19 protein-coding genes are annotated in these 19,650 nt (G+C 65.3%); 14 read left to right on the top strand and 5 right to left on the bottom strand.

The features are described 5' to 3' along the window. Nucleotides 1–2: 2 nt before the first annotated feature. The 7 genes from lnt to FYM52_RS06720 all read left to right on the top strand — a co-directional run bounded on the left by lnt (nt 3) and on the right by FYM52_RS06720 (nt 6,306). Nucleotides 3–1,568 (top strand): apolipoprotein N-acyltransferase, encoded by a 1,566-nt coding sequence (gene lnt, locus FYM52_RS06750; RefSeq protein ID WP_154163583.1) that lies wholly within the window; start codon nt 3–5, stop codon nt 1,566–1,568. Nucleotides 1,569–1,740: 172 nt separating this feature from the next. Beyond that, nucleotides 1,741–2,265 (top strand): bifunctional 3-hydroxydecanoyl-ACP dehydratase/trans-2-decenoyl-ACP isomerase, encoded by a 525-nt coding sequence (fabA, locus tag FYM52_RS06745; RefSeq protein ID WP_043383086.1) that lies wholly within the window; start codon nt 1,741–1,743, stop codon nt 2,263–2,265. Beyond that, on the top strand, nt 2,262–3,482 hold the full coding sequence (gene fabB / locus FYM52_RS06740) for a beta-ketoacyl-ACP synthase I (RefSeq protein WP_042417934.1): 1,221 nt from the start codon (nt 2,262–2,264) through the stop codon (nt 3,480–3,482). Before fabA ends, fabB begins: the two co-directional genes overlap by 4 nt. Nucleotides 3,483–3,582: 100 nt before the next feature. After that, entirely contained in the window at nt 3,583–4,143 is a 561-nt protein-coding gene (locus FYM52_RS06735; RefSeq protein WP_154163546.1) for an HAD-IIIA family hydrolase, read from the top strand. A 57-nt stretch (nt 4,144–4,200) separates the two neighbouring features. Beyond that, a complete protein-coding gene (locus tag FYM52_RS06730; protein WP_154163545.1) occupies nt 4,201–4,974 on the top strand; it encodes a 1-acyl-sn-glycerol-3-phosphate acyltransferase in 774 nt (257 codons plus the stop codon). Beyond that, nucleotides 4,971–5,723, top strand: coding sequence for a M48 family metallopeptidase (locus FYM52_RS06725; protein WP_154163544.1), 753 nt, complete (start codon nt 4,971–4,973; stop codon nt 5,721–5,723). The genes FYM52_RS06730 and FYM52_RS06725 overlap by 4 nt, the downstream gene beginning before the upstream one ends. Nucleotides 5,724–5,877: 154 nt before the next feature. After that, the gene (locus FYM52_RS06720; RefSeq protein WP_042417922.1) at nt 5,878–6,306 is read left to right on the top strand and encodes a rhodanese-like domain-containing protein; all 429 of its coding nucleotides are present in this window, start codon (nt 5,878–5,880) and stop codon (nt 6,304–6,306) included. A gap of 139 nt (nt 6,307–6,445) precedes the next feature. Here FYM52_RS06720 and lysM read toward each other — a convergent pair whose 3' ends face one another. After that, entirely contained in the window at nt 6,446–6,925 is a 480-nt protein-coding gene (gene lysM / locus FYM52_RS06715; protein WP_043383079.1) for a peptidoglycan-binding protein LysM, read from the bottom strand. A gap of 182 nt (nt 6,926–7,107) precedes the next feature. Here lysM and FYM52_RS06710 point away from each other — a divergent pair, with 182 nt between their 5' ends. From FYM52_RS06710 to rfbC, 5 genes are all read left to right on the top strand, one after another. Continuing rightward, on the top strand, nt 7,108–7,881 hold the full coding sequence (locus FYM52_RS06710; RefSeq protein WP_042418018.1) for a type III pantothenate kinase: 774 nt from the start codon (nt 7,108–7,110) through the stop codon (nt 7,879–7,881). A gap of 74 nt (nt 7,882–7,955) precedes the next feature. Beyond that, nucleotides 7,956–9,026: a dTDP-glucose 4,6-dehydratase gene (gene rfbB / locus FYM52_RS06705; RefSeq protein ID WP_154163543.1), complete on the top strand. Its 1,071-nt coding sequence runs from the start codon at nt 7,956–7,958 to the stop codon at nt 9,024–9,026. Then, nucleotides 9,023–9,913, top strand: coding sequence for a dTDP-4-dehydrorhamnose reductase (rfbD, locus tag FYM52_RS06700; RefSeq protein WP_043383073.1), 891 nt, complete (start codon nt 9,023–9,025; stop codon nt 9,911–9,913). Before rfbB ends, rfbD begins: the two co-directional genes overlap by 4 nt. A 65-nt stretch (nt 9,914–9,978) precedes the next feature. Continuing rightward, nucleotides 9,979–10,866 (top strand): glucose-1-phosphate thymidylyltransferase RfbA, encoded by an 888-nt coding sequence (gene rfbA / locus FYM52_RS06695; RefSeq protein ID WP_043383070.1) that lies wholly within the window; start codon nt 9,979–9,981, stop codon nt 10,864–10,866. After that, a complete protein-coding gene (rfbC, locus tag FYM52_RS06690; protein ID WP_042417907.1) occupies nt 10,863–11,417 on the top strand; it encodes a dTDP-4-dehydrorhamnose 3,5-epimerase in 555 nt (184 codons plus the stop codon). Before rfbA ends, rfbC begins: the two co-directional genes overlap by 4 nt. Nucleotides 11,418–11,530: 113 nt before the next feature. Here the strand turns inward: rfbC and FYM52_RS06685 are convergent, their stop codons facing one another. After that, nucleotides 11,531–12,679: a zinc ribbon domain-containing protein gene (locus FYM52_RS06685; RefSeq protein WP_370513807.1), complete on the bottom strand. Its 1,149-nt coding sequence runs from the start codon at nt 12,677–12,679 to the stop codon at nt 11,531–11,533. A gap of 112 nt (nt 12,680–12,791) precedes the next feature. Next, a complete protein-coding gene (locus FYM52_RS06680; protein ID WP_154163542.1) occupies nt 12,792–13,922 on the bottom strand; it encodes an SPFH and helix-turn-helix domain-containing protein in 1,131 nt (376 codons plus the stop codon). Between the two features lie 356 nt (nt 13,923–14,278). On the opposite strand from FYM52_RS06680, the gene glyQ reads away from it, so the two are divergent. Together glyQ and glyS are read left to right on the top strand one after the other, a co-directional pair. After that, the gene (gene glyQ, locus FYM52_RS06675) at nt 14,279–15,217 is read left to right on the top strand and encodes a glycine--tRNA ligase subunit alpha (protein WP_154163581.1); all 939 of its coding nucleotides are present in this window, start codon (nt 14,279–14,281) and stop codon (nt 15,215–15,217) included. 87 nt (nt 15,218–15,304) lie between these two features. Further along, the gene (glyS, locus tag FYM52_RS06670; protein WP_154163541.1) at nt 15,305–17,419 is read left to right on the top strand and encodes a glycine--tRNA ligase subunit beta; all 2,115 of its coding nucleotides are present in this window, start codon (nt 15,305–15,307) and stop codon (nt 17,417–17,419) included. 105 nt (nt 17,420–17,524) lie between these two features. Here the strand turns inward: glyS and FYM52_RS06665 are convergent, their stop codons facing one another. Then, nucleotides 17,525–18,679, bottom strand: a complete 1,155-nt coding sequence (locus tag FYM52_RS06665; protein WP_154163540.1) for a glycosyltransferase — start codon at nt 18,677–18,679, stop codon at nt 17,525–17,527. Nucleotides 18,680–18,717: 38 nt separating this feature from the next. Next, on the bottom strand, nt 18,718–19,650 hold the full coding sequence (locus FYM52_RS06660) for a GDP-mannose 4,6-dehydratase (protein WP_154163539.1): 933 nt from the start codon (nt 19,648–19,650) through the stop codon (nt 18,718–18,720).

Genomic DNA, 19,650 nt, shown 5'->3' with positions numbered 1-19,650 from the left:
CGATGGCGCGGGCCCATGGGCTCTCTTTCAGGGCACCTGCCCGACCCGCCTGGGGATGGTGGTGCGGGGTGCTGCTGGCCGGTGGGCTGCAGGCTACGGCCCTGGCCTGGCCTGGCAGCGGACAACCGCTGTGGTGGCTGCAAATCCTGTCACTCAGCCTGCTGTGCCTGGCGGTGCAGCGCGCGTCCAGTGCCAGGCAGGCCGCATGGCGCAGCTGGCTGTTTGCCACCGCCTGGCTGTGCGGCACCTTCTGGTGGTTGTTCATTTCGATGCATACCTATGGCGGCCTGCCGGCGCCCCTGGCGGTGCTGGCCGTCCTGGCGTTGGCCGCCTTCCTGGGCAGTTACTACGCCGTGGCCGCCTGGGTCTGGCGCCGTGCGGACTGTGCCGGATGGCGCGCCGTGCTGTTGTTTGCCGCATGCTGGACCATCGCAGAACTGGCGCGTGGCACCTTGTGGACCGGTTTCCCCTGGGGGGCAGGCGGCTACGCCCATGTTGAGGGCCCATTGTCGGTCTGGCCGCGCTGGCTGGGAGTCTACGGCACCGGTGCGGTGGCTGCCGCCTTGGCGATGGCGCTGGTCCAGGTGGCACCGCTGTGGCAGCGCGCCTGGGTGTCGCTGGGCGTGGGCGCGGTGGTGCTGGGTCTGTGGGTGGCTGCCGCCTGGGTGCAGCAGCAGGCCCAGGCCGTGCCGGGGCGCTCACCGGTGTCGGTGGCCTTGCTGCAGGGCAATATTCCGCAGGATGAAAAATTCATCCCAAGTGGCGGCATCGCGCGGGCCTTGGAGTGGTACGGGCAGCAACTGCTGCAAAAGCCAGCAGCGCTGGTGGTAGCGCCCGAAACGGCGATTCCGGTGTTGCCCCAGCAATTGCCTGCGGACTATCTGGCCGCCATCTCGGCCCCCTACCGGGAGCCGGGCAGCCCTTCGGCCGCCCTGATCGGCATGCCCTTGGGGAGTGAAACGCAGGGCTATAGCAATGCGGTGGTGGGTTGGGTGCCGGGGGAAATGACAGAATATCGGTACGACAAGCACCACTTGGTGCCCTTTGGCGAGTTCGTGCCGCCCTTGTTCCAGTGGTTCGTCCGCATGATGGACATTCCCCTGGGGAGCTTTGCCCGCGGCAGCGTCGGGCAGGCGCCGATGGCGTGGCATGGCGAGCGCTGGGCCCCGAATATCTGCTACGAAGACCTGTTCGGTGAAGAACTGGGGGCGCATTTCAGCCAGGCTGCGACCGCCCCCACCGTGCTGGTCAATGTGAGCAATATTGCGTGGTTTGGCGACAGCATTGCGGTGGACCAGCATTTGCACATCAGCCGCATGCGGGCGCTGGAGTTCGAGCGTCCGATGCTGCGTGCCACCAACACCGGAGCCACTGTGGTGATCGATCACCGGGGGGCGGTCACGGCCTCGCTGCCGTCGCACACCCAGGGGGTCCTGGTGGCCGAGGTTCAAGGGCGTGATGGCGTGACGCCGTTTGCCTTCTGGGTGTCGCGCCTGGGTTTGTGGCTGCTGTGGCTGTGCTGCGTGGCGGTGGTGGTCTGGGGTGCCAGACCGCGCAGAAAAAATTGAGCAAACAGGGTGTGATTGACACGTTGTGCGGAGTTTGCAGGGACTTTCGGCCGAGAAACGGCCTGTGAACTTCCATAATGTGCGGCTGTACGCCGCGCATGTATAAACTCCTGCGATTACACACACGAGAAACCAAGCAGTGGCAGATGCCACTGCCAAGCAAGTTAGACAAATGGCTGATTCTTTTTCCTACGAACAACTGATCGCTTCCGGTGAGGGTAAGTTGTTCAAGCCCGACAGCGGGCGTTTGCCCCTGCCTCCGATGCTGATGTTCGACCGCATCACGCACATCGATACCGACGGTGGCGCGCACGGCCTGGGCAAGATCGTGGCGGAGCTGGACGTGAACCCCGATCTGTGGTTCTTCAAGTGCCATTTCCAGGGCGACCCCGTCATGCCTGGCTGCCTGGGCCTGGATGCCATGTGGCAGCTGATCGGCTTTTACCTGACCTGGCTGCAACTGCCCGGCCGTGGCCGCGCGCTGGGTGCCGGCGAAGTCAAGTTCACAGGCGAAGTGGGTCCGAATGTGAAGCTGGTGCGCTACGAGATCGACATCAAGCGCGTGATCAAGCGCAAGCTGAACATGGCGATTGGGGATGCACGTTTGCTGGCCGACGGCCAGGAAATCTATGTGGCCAACGATCTGCGCGTGGGGCTGTTCCTGCGTGAAGGCGACGGCCAAGGGACAGCGGCATGAAAAAGCGCGTAGTCATCACGGGCGCGGGCATTGTCTCGTGCATTGGTAACGATCTGGCCACCGTAGAGACCTCCCTGCGGGAAGGTCGCTCTGGCATCAAGGCAATGCCACAGTTCACCGAACTGGGCATGCGCAGCCAGGTTGCCGGTATTCCCGAGATCGACATCGAAGCGCGCATTGACCGCAAGCAGCTGCGTTTCATGGGCGATGCGGCAGCCTATGCCCAGATCGCTCTGGAAGACGCGATTGCCCAGGCGGGCCTGACGCCCGAGATGGTGAGCCATCCGCGCACTGGTCTGATCATGGGTTCGGGCGGCGGTTCGCCGGCCAACCAGATCGAGGCGGCCGATACCCTGCGCGAGAAGGGCATCCGCCGCGTGGGGCCGTACCAGGTCACGCGCTGCATGAGTTCCACGGTCTCGGCCTGTCTGGCGACCAACTTCAAGGTCAAGGGCATCAACTACTCCATCACCTCGGCCTGCTCCACCTCGGCCCACTGCATCGGTGCCGCGGCCCAGCAGATCGCCTGGGGCATGCAGGACGTGATGTTTGCCGGCGGCGGTGAAGAGCTGTCCTGGGGTATGTCCCTGCTGTTCGACGGCATGGGCGCCATGTCCAGCAAGTACAACGAGACGCCCGAGAAGGCCTCGCGTGCCTACGACGCCCATCGCGATGGCTTTGTGATCGCCGGCGGCGGCGGTGCCGTGGTGCTGGAGAGCCTGGAGCATGCGCTGGCGCGCGGTGCGACCATCCTGGCCGAAGTGGTGGGCTTTGGCGCCACCAGCGATGGCGAAGACATGGTGGCGCCTTCGGGCGACGGCGCCATCGCTTGCATGAAGCAGGCCATGGAAACTGTGGATGGTCCTATCGACTACATCAACACCCATGGCACCTCGACCCCGGTGGGCGACATGCAGGAAGTGCGCGCGATGCAGGTGCTGTTTGGCGACCAGGTGCCACCTTTCTCGTCCACCAAGTCGCTGACCGGCCATTCGCTGGGGGCGACCGGTGCGCAGGAAGCCATCTACTGCCTGATCATGCTGAACAAGGGCTTCATCGCCGGGTCCGCCAACGTGGACACGCCCGATGACAGCCTGGGCGCCATGCCGCTGGTGACGAAGACGCGTGATGCGCAGCTGACCACTGTGTTGTCCAACAGCTTCGGCTTTGGCGGCACCAATGCCAGCCTGGTGCTGCGTCGCTGGACGGGGGCCTAAAGCTGCACCATCATAGAAGCGGCGCGCACGGGCGGCACAAGCTGTGGCCCGTGGCGCCGCTGGCAGTTGCCCTCTCTCACGTTTGCTGCGATTCACACCTATGAAGCTGGCCATCCTGGATCGGATCGGGACCCTCCATGCCGAGGGCGAGGATGCACTTGTCCCTCTCAAGGACTGGCAGCCCCAGCCCGGCGTGCTGGAGGCGATTGCGCAGCTTAACCGGGGTGGCTGGCACGTGGCGCTGGCCACCAACCAGCCCGGTCTGGGGCGTGGGAGCTTCGATGTGACGGAACTCAACGCCCTGCATTTGCGCATGCAGCGCGAGCTGGCGGCGGTGGGTGCCCGGGTCGAGGCTGTGTTCTTCTGCCCGCACACCCCCGACGAAGCCTGCCAGTGCCGCAAACCGGCGCCCGGTCTGCTGCAGCAGATCGCCAGCCGCTATGGGGCTGAACCCCACCAGGTGTGGGTCATCGGCCAGGACGCCGTCCACCTGCAGGCCGGCGAGGCGATGGGCGCCCGCCTGGTGTGGGTGGGCCCCGATGTCGCCCAAGCCGCCGTCTCCCCCGTGGCGCAGCCGGTGGCCTGCTACCCAGACTGGGCCGCGGTGGCGGATGCGCTGGCTCCGGATGCCCAGGCGTCGCCCCCCTTGCAGGTGGCATGAGGCCGGATTGCAACCGTTTGGCAACACCGGCCTCTTTGCATTTTTAGGATTGTTCCCATGTCATTTCTGCGCTCCCTGGTCCACATGCTGTGGATGGGCATCACCGTCATCCCCTACACGCTGCTGATCTTGCTGGTGCGTGTGTGCGGCGGCTCGCCGGCGGCCCGCTGGACGATTGCACGCGCCTGGCTCAAGCTGAGCGTGGACAGCGCGGGCTGGTTCTGCGGCGTCAAGTACCGCGTGCAGGGCATGGAGCACCTGCCCACCGACCCGCAGCAGGGCGTGGTGCTGCTGTGCAAGCACCAGTCCACCTATGAGACCTTTCTGATGCCGGCCATCATGCCGCGCGCCCTGGCCTATGTGTTCAAGAAGGAGCTGCTGAGCATCCCTTTCTTCGGTTGGTCCATCGGCAGCCTGGACATGATCCACATCGACCGCAAGCACGGCTCGCGCGCCTTCCACAAGGTGGTGGAGCAGGGCAAGCGCCTGCTGGCCCAGGGCATCTGGGTCATCATGTTCCCCGAAGGCACGCGCGTGGCGCGTGGCGAAGCGGGCGAGTACAAGACCGGCGCCACGCGCCTGGCCATCATGACCGGTGTGCCCGTGGTGCCGATCGCCGTCACCTCGGCCAAGTGCTGGCCGCGCAAGTCCTTCGTCAAGACCCCTGGCGTGGTGGATGTCTCCATCGGCCCGATGATCCCCAGCGCGGGGCGCAAGCACGAAGAGCTGATGGAAGAGGTGCAGGCCTGGATCGAAGGCGAGATGCGCCGCCTGGACCCCGCGGCCTATCCTGCGGCACTGCCTGACCGCTCCAGCACGCCTGCCGCTTGAACGCCCCGGCCTACGCCCACCCGCAAGCCACGCACACCGTCCCTCTGGGCGGTGCCCGCGTGGCTTATTTGCTGGTGCGCAGTCGCCGGCGCAGCATCGGGCTGGAAGTCGGGGCCAGCGGCCTGACCATCCGCGCGCCCTTGCGCGTCAGCGTGGCCCAGATTGAATCCGCCCTGCAGGACAAGGCCCAGTGGGTGCTGGACAAGCTGGCCGCCTCGGCCCTGCGCGTGCAGCAGACCCCGCAGGTGGACTGGGGCCAGGGCGCGCAGCTGCCATATCTGGGCGGGCTGCTGACCTTGCAGTTGCACCCGGCCGCCCCGCGCGGCTGCGAGCTGCTGGCCGTGGGCGAGGGGCACTGGGTGCTGCATGTGCCGTTGCCGGTGGATGCGCCGCCCGCCAGCGTGCGCGCCCAGGTCCATGCCTGGTGGTTGCGCCACGCGCGCCAGCTGTTGACACAGCGCCTGCAGCGCTTCGCCCCGGACTTGGGCGTGCAATGGCGCAGCCTGCGCCTGACGAATGCGCGCACCCGCTGGGGCAGCGCCAAGCACGACGGCGGCATCATGCTGAACTGGCGCTTGCTGCACTTTCGCCTGCCGGTGCTGGACTATGTGGTGGTGCACGAGCTGTCCCACCTGCGCGTGATGGACCACAGCCCGCGTTTCTGGGCGGTGGTGGCCACGGTGTGCCCGGACTACACCCGCCTGCGTGCCGAGCTGCGCCAGCAGCCGATTCCGGAGTGGGATCTGTAAAAAGTGAGCGCTTGGCGCACGGATGGCTGCACTTTGAAAGCTATTTGTACTTGAAGTGATAGTTAGGCAGGCGCAAGCAGCTATGCTTTTTGCTACACCTGGATTGGCAGCCCACCCCCGCTGTGCCACACTGGCGGGCAGTTTTTCCCCAAGGATGGCCATGACCACACCCCAAGATTTGACCGTGATTCCCGCTGCCGCCTATGCCGGCGATATTCCGGCTGCGCTGGCCTGGCAGTGGGTGCAGGCCGGTTCGGCCGTGCTGGTGGATGTGCGCACGGACGCCGAGCGGGCCTGGGTGGGCCAGGTGCCCGGTGCCGTGCCGGTCGAGTGGAAGCAATGGCCCGGCATGGCCAACAACCCGAATTTCGACGCCCAGTTGCAGGCGGCGGTGCCGCCGGGCGGCAAGGTCGTGCTGCTGTGCCGCAGCGGCGTGCGCTCGGTCGCCGCGGCCACGCGGGCGGCGCAGTTGGGCATCGAGGCCTACAACATCCTCGAGGGTTTCGAGGGCGACATCGACGCCAACGGCCACCGTGGCCAGTTGGGCGGCTGGCGCAAGCAAGGCCTGCCCTGGCGGCAGTGACCGGGGCGTGAAGCGGCCGTGCAAGGCGGCCCCTTTCCCGTTGCGGGCGTGCTGTGCGGACCCTCTGGGGCGTGATGGCATGATCCCACCATGCAAAAAAGGCGCCCGAGGGCGCCTTTTTTGCTGGGAGTACGGGCGGTCACAGCGCCGGAATGCGCAGCTTCTGTCCCGGGTAAATCTTGTCCGGGTGGGACAGCATGGGCTTGTTGGCCTCGAAGATAGCGGGGTACTTGTTGGCATCGCCGTAGTACTTCTTGGCAATCGCCGACAGCGTGTCGCCGCGCACCACGTCGTGGTACTGGGCCTCGGGCTCCGGCTGGGTCACGGTCATCTGGTTGTCCACGGCGGTCACGCTGGCCACGTTGCCGCAGCACAGGGTGACCTTTTCCTTGATGGCCTGGGTGGGGGCCTCGCCGGTCACGGTGACCTTGCCCTGGTTGCCGTCGTAGTGCACCTTGAGCTGGCTGACACCCAGCTTCTGCACCCCGATGTAGGTTTCAATCGCCGCTGCCGCCTTGGCATTCAGCGCCTCCTGGGAGGTGTCGGGTGCCGCGGCGTGGGCATCCTTGCCGCCGAACAGCTTTTCGCCGGCTTCCTTGATGAAACTGAACAGGCCCATGCGTGTACTCCTGAAAAAGGGTGGGGATGGAACTGGCACTGTAGCGGCAAGGTGCGGGGGGACTGGGTCAGACCGTTCCTACGTGGAATTTTTTGACAATCTGTGGCGCGCCATGGGCGGGTGAAGGGCTGAATCGCCAAAAGCACAGAGGTGGCCGGGCAAAAATCTTGATAATGCCGCCCATGACTTTTTTGGCCATCGATATCGGCAACACCCGCTTGAAGTGGGCGATGTATGACTCTCCCCGTCCCGGCGCGGCCTTGCTGGCGCATGGCGCGGAGTTTCTGGAGCACATTGAGCGCCTGGCGGAAGGCCCCTGGAGCAAGCTGCCGCCGCCGACGCGCATGCTGGGCTGCGTGGTGGCCGGCGAGACCGCGCGCCGCCGGGTGCACGATCAGATGGAGCTGATGCTGGGCTGGGAGGTGGAGCCGCGGTGGGTGGTGCCGGCGCTGCAGGAGGCGGGCGTGACCAATGGCTACGACCATCCCTCGCGCCTGGGCGCCGACCGCTGGGTGGCCATGATCGGGGCGCGCCACCACATCCTGCAGCGTGGCAACGAGCGGCCCCTGATCGTGGTCATGGTGGGCACGGCCGTGACGGTGGATGCCCTGGATGCCCAGGGCCACTTCCTGGGCGGGCTGATCCTGCCGGGCCACGGCATCATGCTGCGCGCGCTGGAAAGCGGCACCGCCGGCCTGCATGTGCCGACCGGATCGGTCACCCCGTTTCCCAGGAACACCAGCGATGCGCTGACCAGCGGCGGCACCTATGCGATCGCCGGGGCGGTGGAGCGCACCTACCAGCACTTGTACCTGCACTGCAGCATGGAGCCGGCCTGCATCATGGCCGGTGGTGCGGGCTGGAAGATGGTGCCCAGCATGACGCGCCCGTTCGAGCTGGTGGACAACCTGATCTTCGAAGGCCTGCTGGTGATGGCGCAGCAGCGCTGGGGCTGAGGCCGGCAGCGCCAGGGGGATGGCGGCTGTCCGATAATGCAGCCTCTGTCTTTTGCAACCCTGGACCCTCATCCATGATTTTTGTCACCGGCGGCGCCGGCTTCATTGGCGCCAACTTCGTGCTCGACTGGCTGGCCACCACGGGCGAGCCCGTGGTCAACATCGACAAGCTGACCTATGCCGGCAACCTGGAGAATCTGGCGTCGGTGCGTGATGATGCACGCCACACCTTCGTCCAGGCCGACATCGGTGACAGCGCCGTGATCGCGCAGCTGCTGGCGCAGCACCAGCCGCGTGCCGTGCTGAACTTCGCGGCGGAAAGCCATGTGGACCGCTCCATCCACGGTCCGGAAGACTTCATCCAGACCAATGTGGTGGGCACCTTCCGCCTGCTGGAGGCTGTGCGCGCCTATTGGAGTGGTTTGCCGGCGGATGCCAAATCGGCCTTCCGCTTTCTGCACGTGTCCACGGACGAGGTCTATGGCACGCTGGGCGCCACCGACCCGGCCTTCACCGAATCGCACAACTACGAGCCCAACAGCCCGTACTCGGCCAGCAAGGCAGCCAGCGACCACCTGGTGCGCGCCTGGCACCACACCTATGGCCTGCCGGTGCTGACCACCAATTGCAGCAACAACTACGGCCCGCTGCATTTCCCCGAAAAGCTCATCCCGCTGATGATCGTGAACGCCCTGGCGGGCAAGCCTCTGCCCATCTATGGCGATGGCCAGCAGATCCGCGACTGGCTGTATGTACGCGACCATTGCAGCGCCATCCGCCGCGTGCTGGAAGCTGGCCGGCTGGGCGACACCTACAACGTCGGGGGCTGGAACGAGCAGGCCAACATCGACATCGTGCAGACCGTGTGCGCCCTGCTGGACGAGCTGCGCCCGCGCGAAGATGGTAAGTCCTACGCCGAACAGATCCGCTTCGTGCAGGACCGCCCCGGCCACGATCGTCGCTATGCCATCGATGCGCGCAAGCTGGAGCGCGAGCTGGGCTGGAAGCCCGCCGAAACCTTCGACACCGGCATCCGCAAGACCGTGCAGTGGTACCTGGACCACCCCGAGTGGGTGGCCCACGTGCAGTCCGGCAGTTATCGCGACTGGGTGCTCCAGCAGTACAGCGCGCAGGAGCCGGCATGAAGATTCTGCTGCTGGGCTGCGCGGGCCAGGTCGGCTGGGAGCTGCAGCGCAGCCTGGCGGTGCTGGGCGAGGTGGTGGCCCTGGACCGCCGCAGCACGCCGCTGTGCGGCGACATCGGCCAGCTGCAGGCCCTGGCGCAGACCGTGCGCACGGTACGCCCGGACGTGATCGTCAATGCCGCGGCCCACACGGCCGTGGACCGCGCCGAAGGCGAACCCGAACTGGCGCGCCTGCTGAACGCGGCGGCCCCGGGCGTGCTGGCGCACGAGGCCCTGGCCCTGGATGCGCTGCTGGTGCACTACAGCACCGACTATGTGTTCGATGGCAGCGGCACGGCGCCGCGTGACGAACAGGCTCCGGTGGCGCCGCTGTCGGTGTACGGCAAGACCAAGCTGGAGGGCGAGCAGGCCATTCAAGCCAGTGGCTGTCGGCATCTGATTTTTCGCACCAGCTGGGTCTACGCCGCGCGCGGCGGCAACTTTGCCAAGACCATGCTGCGCCTGGGCCAGGAGCGCGAGCGCTTGACGGTCATCAACGACCAGTGGGGTGCCCCCACGGGCGCGGACCTGCTGGCCGATGTGACGGCGCATGCCATCCGCCATGTGCAGCGCCACCCCCAGGACCAGGGCCTGTACCACTGCGTCGCCGGCGGCGCGACCACCTGGCATGCCTATGCCAGTGAGGTCATCGACCAGGCGCGGCAGCTGCGCCCGGACCTGCACTGGCCGGTGCGCGAGGTGGCGCCGGTGCCGACCAGCGCCTTTCCCACACCGGCACGGCGCCCGGCCAATTCGCGGCTGTCGTCCGATAAGCTGCAGCGTACGATGGGCCTGTACCTGCCGCCGTGGCAGCAGGGCGTGGCCCGCATGCTGCGCGAGATTTTGTAGTAAACCGTTAAAACCGGCTCCAGCTCTTATCCATAAAGCGCTGACAGCTCCTTATTTTTTGAACCATGACCACACCACGCAAAGGCATCATTCTGGCGGGCGGCTCGGGCACACGCTTGCACCCGGCCACGCTGGCCATCAGCAAGCAGCTGCTGCCGGTCTATGACAAGCCCATGATCTATTACCCGCTGAGCACCCTGATGCTGGCGGGCATCCGCGAGATCCTGATCATCAGCACCCCCCAGGACACGCCGCGCTTCACGCAGCTGCTGGGCGACGGCAGCCAGTGGGGCCTGAACCTGCAGTACGCCGTGCAACCCAGCCCGGACGGACTGGCCCAGGCCTTCCTGATTGGCGAGCAGTTCCTCGATGGCGCACCCAGCGCCCTGGTGCTGGGCGACAACATCTTCTATGGCCACGACTTCCAGAAGTTGCTGGGGGATGCGGATGCGCAGCAGACCGGCTCGACCGTGTTTGCCTACCACGTGCAGGACCCCGAGCGCTACGGCGTGGCCGAGTTCGATGCCCAGGGCCGCGTGCTGTCGCTGGAGGAAAAACCGAAGGTGCCCAAGTCCAACTACGCGGTGACCGGCCTGTACTTCTATGACGCGCAGGTGGTAGAGCTGGCCAAGTCCCTGAAGCCCTCGGCGCGTGGCGAGCTGGAGATCACCGACCTGAACACGCTGTACCTGCAGCAAGGCCAGCTGAATGTGCAGTTGATGCGCCGTGGCTATGCCTGGCTGGACACCGGCACGCACGACAGCCTGCTGGAGGCGGGGCAGTTCATCGCCACGCTGGAGCAGCGCCAGGGCCTGAAGGTGGCCTGCCCCGAGGAGATCGCGTTCCGCGCCGGCTGGATCGATGCCGCCCAGCTGGAGCAGCTGGCCCAGCCGCTGCTGAAGAACGGCTATGGCAAGTACCTGGTCCAATGCCTGAAGGGTGGCGTGCGATGAAGGCCACGCCCACCCGCATTCCCGACGTCATGGTGGTGGAGCCCAAGGTGTTCGGGGATGCCCGCGGCTTCTTCTACGAAAGCTTCAACCAGGCGGCGTTCAATGCCGCCACGGGCACGGCGTTCACGTTCGTGCAGGACAACCACAGCCGCTCCAGCCAGGGCGTGTTGCGCGGCCTGCACTACCAGTTGCCGCCGCACGCCCAGGGCAAGCTGGTGCGCGTGGTGCGCGGTGCGGTCTGGGACGTGGCGGTGGACATCCGCCAGGGTTCGCCCACCTTTGGTCAGTGGGTGGGTGAAGAGCTCACCGAATACAGCCACAAGCAGTTCTGGATTCCACCGGGCTTTGCGCACGGCTTCGTGGTGCTCAGCGAGAGCGCGGATTTTCTGTACAAGACCACGAACTACTACGCACCGCAGTCGGACCGGGGCATCGCTTGGAACGACCCGGACCTGGACATTGCCTGGCCGAACCTGGGCATGGACTTTGTGCTGTCGGACAAGGATCGGCAGCAGCCGGCCTTGCGGCAGGCCGAGGTGTTCACGCTGTAAGAGGCATCCAGGGTGGCGCGCACGAGCCTTCGTGCCGCTGGGCCATCACTGCTTCCCGGGCTGCCGTGGCAGCCCTTGGGCTGTGTGGGGCGACGGCGGAGTCCGTCATGCCGTCAGGCGTTCTGGGCCACGCTCCACACCAGCACGGCGACGATCAGGGCGGCCATCACGGCCAGGGCGATCTTCACCCAGCTGTAGGGCCGCTCGCCGGCGATCGCACCGGTGTAGCCATTCGCCACGATCTGGTAGTTCTGGCTGCCGTAGGTGTAGCCCACCAGCCACACCGGCACCAGCACGTGCTTGAAGGTGCGACCGCTGTACGTGCGCTGCACCTGCAGGTTGCGGTAGGTGTCGCCAGGGATCTGGCGTGCACACAGCGCGCGCACCTCGGCGTCCATGTCCTGCTCGTTGAGCTGGGCGGCCTTGCGCAGGTCCACCTGGTAGCGTTCCACCGTCCAGCCGCGCACGAATTCGGGGGTGTAGGGCTGCAGGTCCGTGGTGGTGGGGAAGGGTTCGACCTGGCGCAGCAGTTTGGTGTGCACGCCCACGGTGCCGGGCACCAGGGCATCGTCGAAGAAGTGGCGCAGGCTGCCGGAGGCCGATTCCCAGCGCACGTGGCGCACCTCGCGCGTCTGCGTGTTGCCGCTGGCGTCGCGGTAGGTCTCGGTGGTGTAGTAGTAATAGCCGGCCTCGGCCTGCCAGCGGGCGCTGACGTGGGCGTCAAACGTCCAGTAGGGCAGGTAGACGCCGTGCAGCGTGTCCGTCAGTGCGGCGTGCTTGAGCTTGTTGGGCGCAAACCAGCGGCTGCCGTACCACTGGCGGATGCGGTCGCGGATCTGGCCGTCGCTGACCTTGAAGGGCAGGATGCTTTGCGGCGTGATGGCGTCGCTGCGTTCCTCGTGCGCGACGATGGACGGCGAGCCGCAGAAGTCGCAGCGCTGGGCCACGCGCCCGTCGACGAAGACCGAAATCGCACGGCAGTTCTGGCATTGCACTTCATAGCGCTGCGGCCCCCAGCCGCGGCCGTTCTGCGGGTTGCGCAGGGCCTCGGCCAGGTCCTGTTCGACCACGGCCTGGCCCAGCTCCTCGCGCACCTCCTCGCTCCACGGCACCACGGTGCCGCAATACGGGCATTTCAGCGATTGCGCGCGGGCATTCCACTCCAGGTTGGCGCCGCACTCCGGGCAGGGGTGCTTGCCCACCATGGAGGGCGGGGCCGCATCAGGGGCTGCAGTGTAGGAAGAGGCGTGGGTATCGGTCACGGCAGGATGGCCACAGGGCGCGGAAAACAGCGGGGGCACCGCGCAGGACGGGCCGTCGCGCTGCGGTTCATTACTGGAACGCAGCGGTGCGGCAGTGCGGTGCAGGGTGGGCTCAGCCCTGGAGGAATTCGTCCAGTGCGGCCTGCGCAATGCGCCAGTTCGCACCGATCTTGCGGCCCTTGAGGTGGCCGGCCTCCAGCTCGGCCAGCACGTCGGCCACGTCCACGCCCAGCAGCTGGGCGGCCTGCTCCGGCGTGTAGACCTGCAACGCCGGGGCGGCGCCGGCTGGCGTGGCCTGGGCAGCTTGGGCGGCCTGGGCCGCGGCGGGCGAGAAGGCATCGTGGGCCCCCTGTGCCCCCAAGGCCGGCTGGCCGGCAGCCGTCGCGGGCTGCTGCATCTGTTTCATCATCTCCTGGGCCATGCCAAAGCCCATGGCCATGGTGGCAGGCATGGTGGCTGCCACCGCACCTTCGCCGCCGCTGGCCATGGCCTGGCCCATCTGGTACTTCACATAGTCGTTGAGGTTGCCAATGGCGCCCATGCTGGAGCGCTTGTCGATGGCCTGCTCCACCTCGGGCGGCACGGAGACGTTCTCCAGCACAAAGCTGGTCACCTCAATGCCGTACTTCTCGACCATCGCCGGGTTGATGATCTGCACCAGCGCCTGGCCCAGGTCGCCATAGCGCGTGGCCACGTCCAGCACCGGCACCTGGGCCTTGGCCAGGGCCTCGGTGAAGACGCTGACGATGCGCGAGCGCATGGTGTCGGCAAACTCGTCGATGCGGAAGTTCTGGTCCGTGCCCGCCACTTCCTTGAGGAACAGCGCGGGCTGCACGATGCGGAAGTCGTAGGTGCCGAAGGCGCGGATGCGCACCACGCCAAAGTCCTTGTCGCGCATCAGCACGGGGTTGGAGGTGCCCCACTTGTTGCCCGTGAACAGACGCGTGTTGATGTAGTAGACGTCGCACTTGAATGGCGACTGGAAACCGTACTTCCAGCCCAGGATGGTGGACAGCACGGGCACGTTCTCGGTGCTCAGCGTGTGCTTGCCGGGGCCGAACAGGTCGGCGTACTGGCCGGCGGCCACGAACTGCACCTGCTGCGATTCGCGCACGATCAGTTGGGCACCGTTCTTGATTTCCTTGTCGTCGTCCGGCCAGCGGTAGGAGAGCGTGTCGCGCGAGTCATCGGTCCATTCGATGACCTCGATCAGTTGGTTCTTGATGATGTTGAACAGGTTCATGCCACGCCTCGCCCGCAGGGTTACAGGAAAAAGATGGAAAACATTGTAGGGGCCGGATACGCCGCTCCTGGCGGGGGCGTTTTCAAAAAATGTAGCTGTTTGCGTACGTCTGCCGGTTGTTTTGAGGTCATTGCGATTGAAAACCATGGAAAAACAAGCGCTACCAGCTCACTTTTTGATGCAAGCCGGCCTGCTGGGCGCTGCGGCGCCGGGACCGGCTGCGTCAAACCCCGGCCCGCGGGCCTAAAATCGCTGTTTTGCGCGCCCGTGCGCGGCACCCCGTGTGCCCGTTGGCCGAGCGCATCCACACCGACCCCAACGCGCCCGCGCCGCGCACCAAGACACCTTCTGAAGTCATGCTGACCTTCCAACAAATCATTCTGAAACTGCAGTCCTACTGGGCCGAACACGGCTGCGCACTGCTCCAGCCCTATGACATGGAAGTCGGCGCCGGCACGTCGCACACCGCCACCTTCCTGCGCGCCATCGGTCCCGAGCCCTGGAAGGCCGCCTACGTGCAGCCCAGCCGCCGACCCAAGGACGGCCGCTATGGCGAGAACCCCAACCGCCTGCAGCACTACTACCAGTTTCAGGTGGTCCTCAAGCCCGCGCCCGACAACATCCTGGAGCTGTATCTGGGCTCGCTCGAAGCCCTGGGCTTCGATCTGAAGAAGAACGACATCCGCTTCGTCGAGGACGACTGGGAGAACCCCACGCTGGGCGCCTGGGGCCTGGGCTGGGAAGTCTGGCTCAACGGCATGGAAGTGACCCAGTTCACCTATTTCCAGCAGGTCGCCGGCATCGACTGCAAGCCCGCCACGGGCGAGATCACCTACGGCCTGGAGCGTCTGGCCATGTACCTGCAGGGCAAGGAATCGGTGTACGACCTGGTCTATACCGACGGCCTGACCTACGGCGACGTGTTCCACCAGAACGAGGTGGAGCAGTCCACCTACAACTTCGAGCATTCGAACGTGGACTTCCTGTTCAGCGCGTTCAATGCCCACGAAGGCACGGCCAACCAACTGATGGAAGCGCAACTGGCGCTGCCGGCGTACGAGCAGGTGCTCAAGGCCGCCCACACCTTCAACCTGCTGGACGCGCGCGGCGCCATCTCGGTGACCGAACGTGCCGCCTACATCGGCCGCATCCGCAACCTGGCGCGCGCCGTGGGCAAGAGCTACCTGGACAGCCGCGCGCGCCTGGGCTTCCCCATGGCCCCCAAGGCCCATGCCGAGGAAGTGCTGGCCGAGCTGGCCAAGGCCGCCGAGCAGCAAGCCAAGAAGGTCGCCTGAGCGCGCTGTGCGCCCCGTGTCCATCGATTAACGCATTAATTGGCCGCCAGCCCTTATCCACTAAGCGCTGGCAGCTATCAAAACACCATGAACGCATCCAATCTGCTTATTGAACTGTTTGTCGAAGAGCTGCCCCCCAAGGCCCTGCAAAAGCTGGGTGAGTCCTTTGGCGCCGTGCTGTTCGAGCAACTCAAGGCCCAGGGCCTGCTGGCCTCCAGCGAATCGCGCCTGACGGCCTACGCCTCGCCCCGCCGCCTGGCCGCCCACATCACCGAAGTGCTGCCCCAGGCCGAAGACAAGGCCGTGTCGCAAAAGCTGATGCCCGTGGCCGTGGGCCTGGACGCCGCAGGCCAGCCCACCCCCGCGCTGCTCAAGAAGCTGGCGGCCCTGGGTGCCGATGCCTCCGCCGTCGCCGGCCTGCAGCGCCAGGGCGATGGCAAGGCCGAAGCCCTGTTTTACGCCTCCACCGTCAAGGGCGTGGTGCTGACCGATGGTCTGCAAAAAGCCCTGGACGACACCATCGCCAAGCTGCCCATCCCCAAGGTCATGCGCTACCAGCTGCAGGACGGCTGGACCAGCGTCAACTTCGTGCGCCCCGCGCACGGTCTGGTGGCCCTGCATGGCACGCAGGTGCTGATCGGGGTGAAGGCTCTGGGCCTGAGCGCCGGCACCGCCACCCACGGTCACCGCTTTGAAGCCAAGGTGGACCCCGTGGTCATCCGCGACGCCGACAGCTATGCCGAGCAACTGCGCGAAGAGGGCGCCGTGATCGCCAGCTTCGCCGAACGCCGTGCCGAGATCGTGCGCCAGCTGCAGGCTGCGGCCGACCGCGTGGGCGGTGGCGTGCGCCCCATCGACGACGAGGCCCTGCTGGACGAGGTGACGGCCCTGGTCGAGCGCCCCAACGTGCTGGTCTGCGAATTCGAGAAGGAATTCCTGGCCGTGCCCCAGGAATGCCTGATCCTGACCATGAAGGCCAACCAGAAGTACTTCCCGCTGTTGGACACCCAGGGCAAGCTGACCCACCAGTTCCTGATCGTCAGCAACATCACGCCCCAGGATGCCAGCGCCGTCATCGGCGGCAACGAACGCGTGGTGCGCCCCCGCCTGGCCGATGCCAAGTTCTTCTTCGACCAGGACCGCAAGAAAACCCTGGCCAGCCGCGTTGAAGCCCTGGGCAAGGTGGTCTACCACAACAAGCTGGGCACCCAGGGCGAGCGCGTGGACCGCGTGCGCGCCATCGCCAAGGGCATTGCCCAGCAGCTGGGCAACACCGCCCTGGCGCAGCAGGTCGATCTGGCCGCCATGCTGGCCAAGACCGACCTGATCACCGACATGGTCGGTGAATTCCCCGAACTGCAAGGCACCATGGGCCGCTACTACGCCCAGAACGACGGCCTGGATGCGGCCGTGGCCGATGCCATCGAAGACCACTACAAGCCCCGCTTCGCCGGCGACGAACTGCCGCGCGGCGATGTCGGCGTGGTCGTGGCCCTGGCCGACAAGCTGGAGACCCTGGTCGGCATGTTCGGCATCGGCAACCTGCCCACCGGCGACCGCGACCCGTTTGCCCTGCGCCGCCACGCCCTGGGCGTGATCCGCATGCTGGTGGAAAAGGACCTGGCGCTGGACCTGGACACTTTGCTGGTCAGCACCCTGCCGGCCTTCGGCGACAAGATCACCGATGCGACCGCACAGCTGCAGGAATTCTTCTACGACCGTCTGGCGGTCAGCCTGCGCGAACAAGGCTTCAGCGCCCAGGAGATCGACGCCGTGCTGGCCCTGCGCCCACAGCGCCTGTCCGACGTGCAAAAACGCCTGGAAGCCGTGCGTGCCTTTGCCGCCCTGCCCGAAGCCCCCGCCCTGGCCGCCGCCAACAAGCGCGTGGGCAACATCCTGAAGAAGGCCGAAACCGCGGTGCACGCCCAGGTGAACGCAGCCTTGCTGGTGGAGCAGGCCGAAAAGGACTTGTTCGCCGTCCTGCAGACCGTGGCCCCCAAGGCCGAGCAACTGCTGGTAGCCGGTGACTACACCGCCAACCTGCAAACCCTGGCGGCCCTGCGCACCCCCGTGGATGCCTTCTTCGAGCACGTCATGGTGAATGCCGAGGACGCCGCGCTCAAGGCCAACCGCCTGGGCCTGCTTGCCACCCTGCATGCGGCGATGAACCGCGTGGCGGATTTGGCGAAGCTGGCAGCTTAAAACTGAGGGCTGCAGCATCCCTGGGCTTGCGAACTCCGTGTCTCGATTGGGGCACGGCCGGTTCTCCTAGGGTGCTGCCGTGCAAGAGTTCTGGCTATGCGAGTGTCAGGCTCGGGGCGAGTGTAGCAAGTGCTCGTATACGCCGAGCAGAGCATCAGTCATTTTCTCTACGGTAAACAGGGCTTCGTAGCGGCGGCGGCTCCCCTCTCCGAGTCGACGTGCCAAGGCCGGGTCATCCAGCACTTGCCGGATCACCTGTGCCAGGGACACCGGATCGCCTGGCTCTGCGTTGAGCCCACTTTCGCCGTGCGCGTTCACCCATGGGACGCCAGACCCCACGATATTGGTCGCAATCACAGGGCGACTTAAAGCCATGGCTTCAGGCATCACCAATCCAAAAGCTTCGGAGCGCAACAATGAGGGAAGGCAGAACAGGTCTGCAGCTTCATAGTGTGCCGGCAGATCGGCGTCTTCAAGACGGCCTAACAGGTGCACTTTATTGCTAAGGCCTGCCGAGATGACTTTATCGCGCAGCGGTTGCAGTAGTTCACCACTCCCACCGATCAGGACGACGGTGTCGTCGCCGAGCAAAGCTGCAGCGTCTATGAGAACGTCAAAGCCCTTGTAGTAGGTCATTCTGCCAAGCGCGAAGACGATTTTCTTGCCTGGGTAGCGAGCGCGCAATGCTGCTGCGTGCTCACGGCGCTTCACGGCGTCGTCTAGTGCTGCCGTATCCCGTACGCACAGCGGCACGATGTGGACTTTCTTCGCGAAAGCCTTCAGCCATGGCGAGGTCTCCGCGTAGGGCGGGGAGGTCGCGATGATGGCGTCAGCGCGGCGCAGCAACCAGTTCTGCAGTGGTGCATACAGCTTGAGTAGTCGTTGCTGCTTGACAATGTCGCTGTGCCAGTGAACGATTAAAAGCGCGTTGGGGCGTGTGAGCCATAGCGCCAGGTTGGCCATGGGGTTGGGCAGATGCACGTGCACGATCTCATGCTCAGCTTGACGACGCCGCAGCCAGGTGATGAGCGATGGGGTTAGCGACGTGGAGGCAACTTGGCCCCATGAGGCTACGCGTGTGACAGGTATGGCACCGGTTTCCACAACGGTCTCACGGCGATTGTTGGCGCACAGAATCTCGACTTGCCATTGGCGTGATGACAGGCCATCAGCAATATCACGTACGGCAGTTTCAATCCCTCCGTTGATTGGAGGGTAGAACTTCGTCAACTGCAGGCTGCGCATGATAGAGGGAGACATAGCGAATAAATTAGTGTGCACTGCCAAACTGAGGCCATTTATGGGGTCGGTTGGGTGGACGAGTGCAGTTGGGCACTGTCCAGCATCCACGCCAATGTGTCGGAGAGCGGTCGGGGTTGCCAGTCTGGCATTAGCTTTCGCAGCCGGGCCGCACTGCCGCGTAGGACACGCACTTCGTTGGCGCGAACGAACTGAGGGTTGACTTCGATATCCAGCGAGTGATCAGACAGGTGGCTCGCCATTGCAAGGATCTCACGCAGTGTGTGTACTTGCTCTGAGCACACATTGAGTGTCGTGCGTGGTGACAGCATCAGCAGTCGCGTGTACACCTCAACGACATCTCGTACGTCGGAGAAATCGCGGTAGATGTCCAGGTTGCCCAGTTCCAGCTTGGGCGATCGTTGTGCGAATGCATTAACGATCTTTGGAATCAGGAATTGCAGGGACTGACCAACACCGGTGTAGTTGAAGGGGCGCACCACGGTAATGGGGAGCCGATCCGACCACAGTGCGGCCATCTGCTCCATCGCAGCTTTACTGATGGCATAGTCATTGGCAGGGTGAGGCGGTTGATCTTCATTGATCAGCGTCACTTCGGTATTGCCATAGATATTGGCGCTGCTTGCTAGCAGTACGGTGCTCAGCGTCGATGCGATGCTGGAGGAGGCGAGCGCGCTCAGCAGGTTTCTGCTGCCAACGATGTTGGTGCGATAGATATCGTCTACATCGTTGTGTGCCACGAAGGATACCGCAGCGAGATGAATGACATGGCGCGGTCGTACCGTCTCGATTGCTTCAAGCAGGGCTGCCCGATCATTCAGTTCAGCTACATGCCGCTCAGGTCCTGTGGGCTCGCCAGTACGTACCGTGCCATGCACCTCATAGCCGGCACGTCCCAGAGCCACCGCGAGGTGGTGCCCAGTGAAGCTGTTCAGCCCCGTCACAAGGACGCGCCCTTGCTGTGTGCTCAT

Source organism: Comamonas sp. CAH-2, from assembly GCF_009668305.1.
In the GTDB taxonomy this organism is placed as follows: domain Bacteria; phylum Pseudomonadota; class Gammaproteobacteria; order Burkholderiales; family Burkholderiaceae_C; genus Comamonas; species Comamonas aquatica.
The sequence above is the reverse complement of the archived record's forward strand: the minus strand, read 5'-3'. Positions and strand labels throughout refer to the sequence as shown.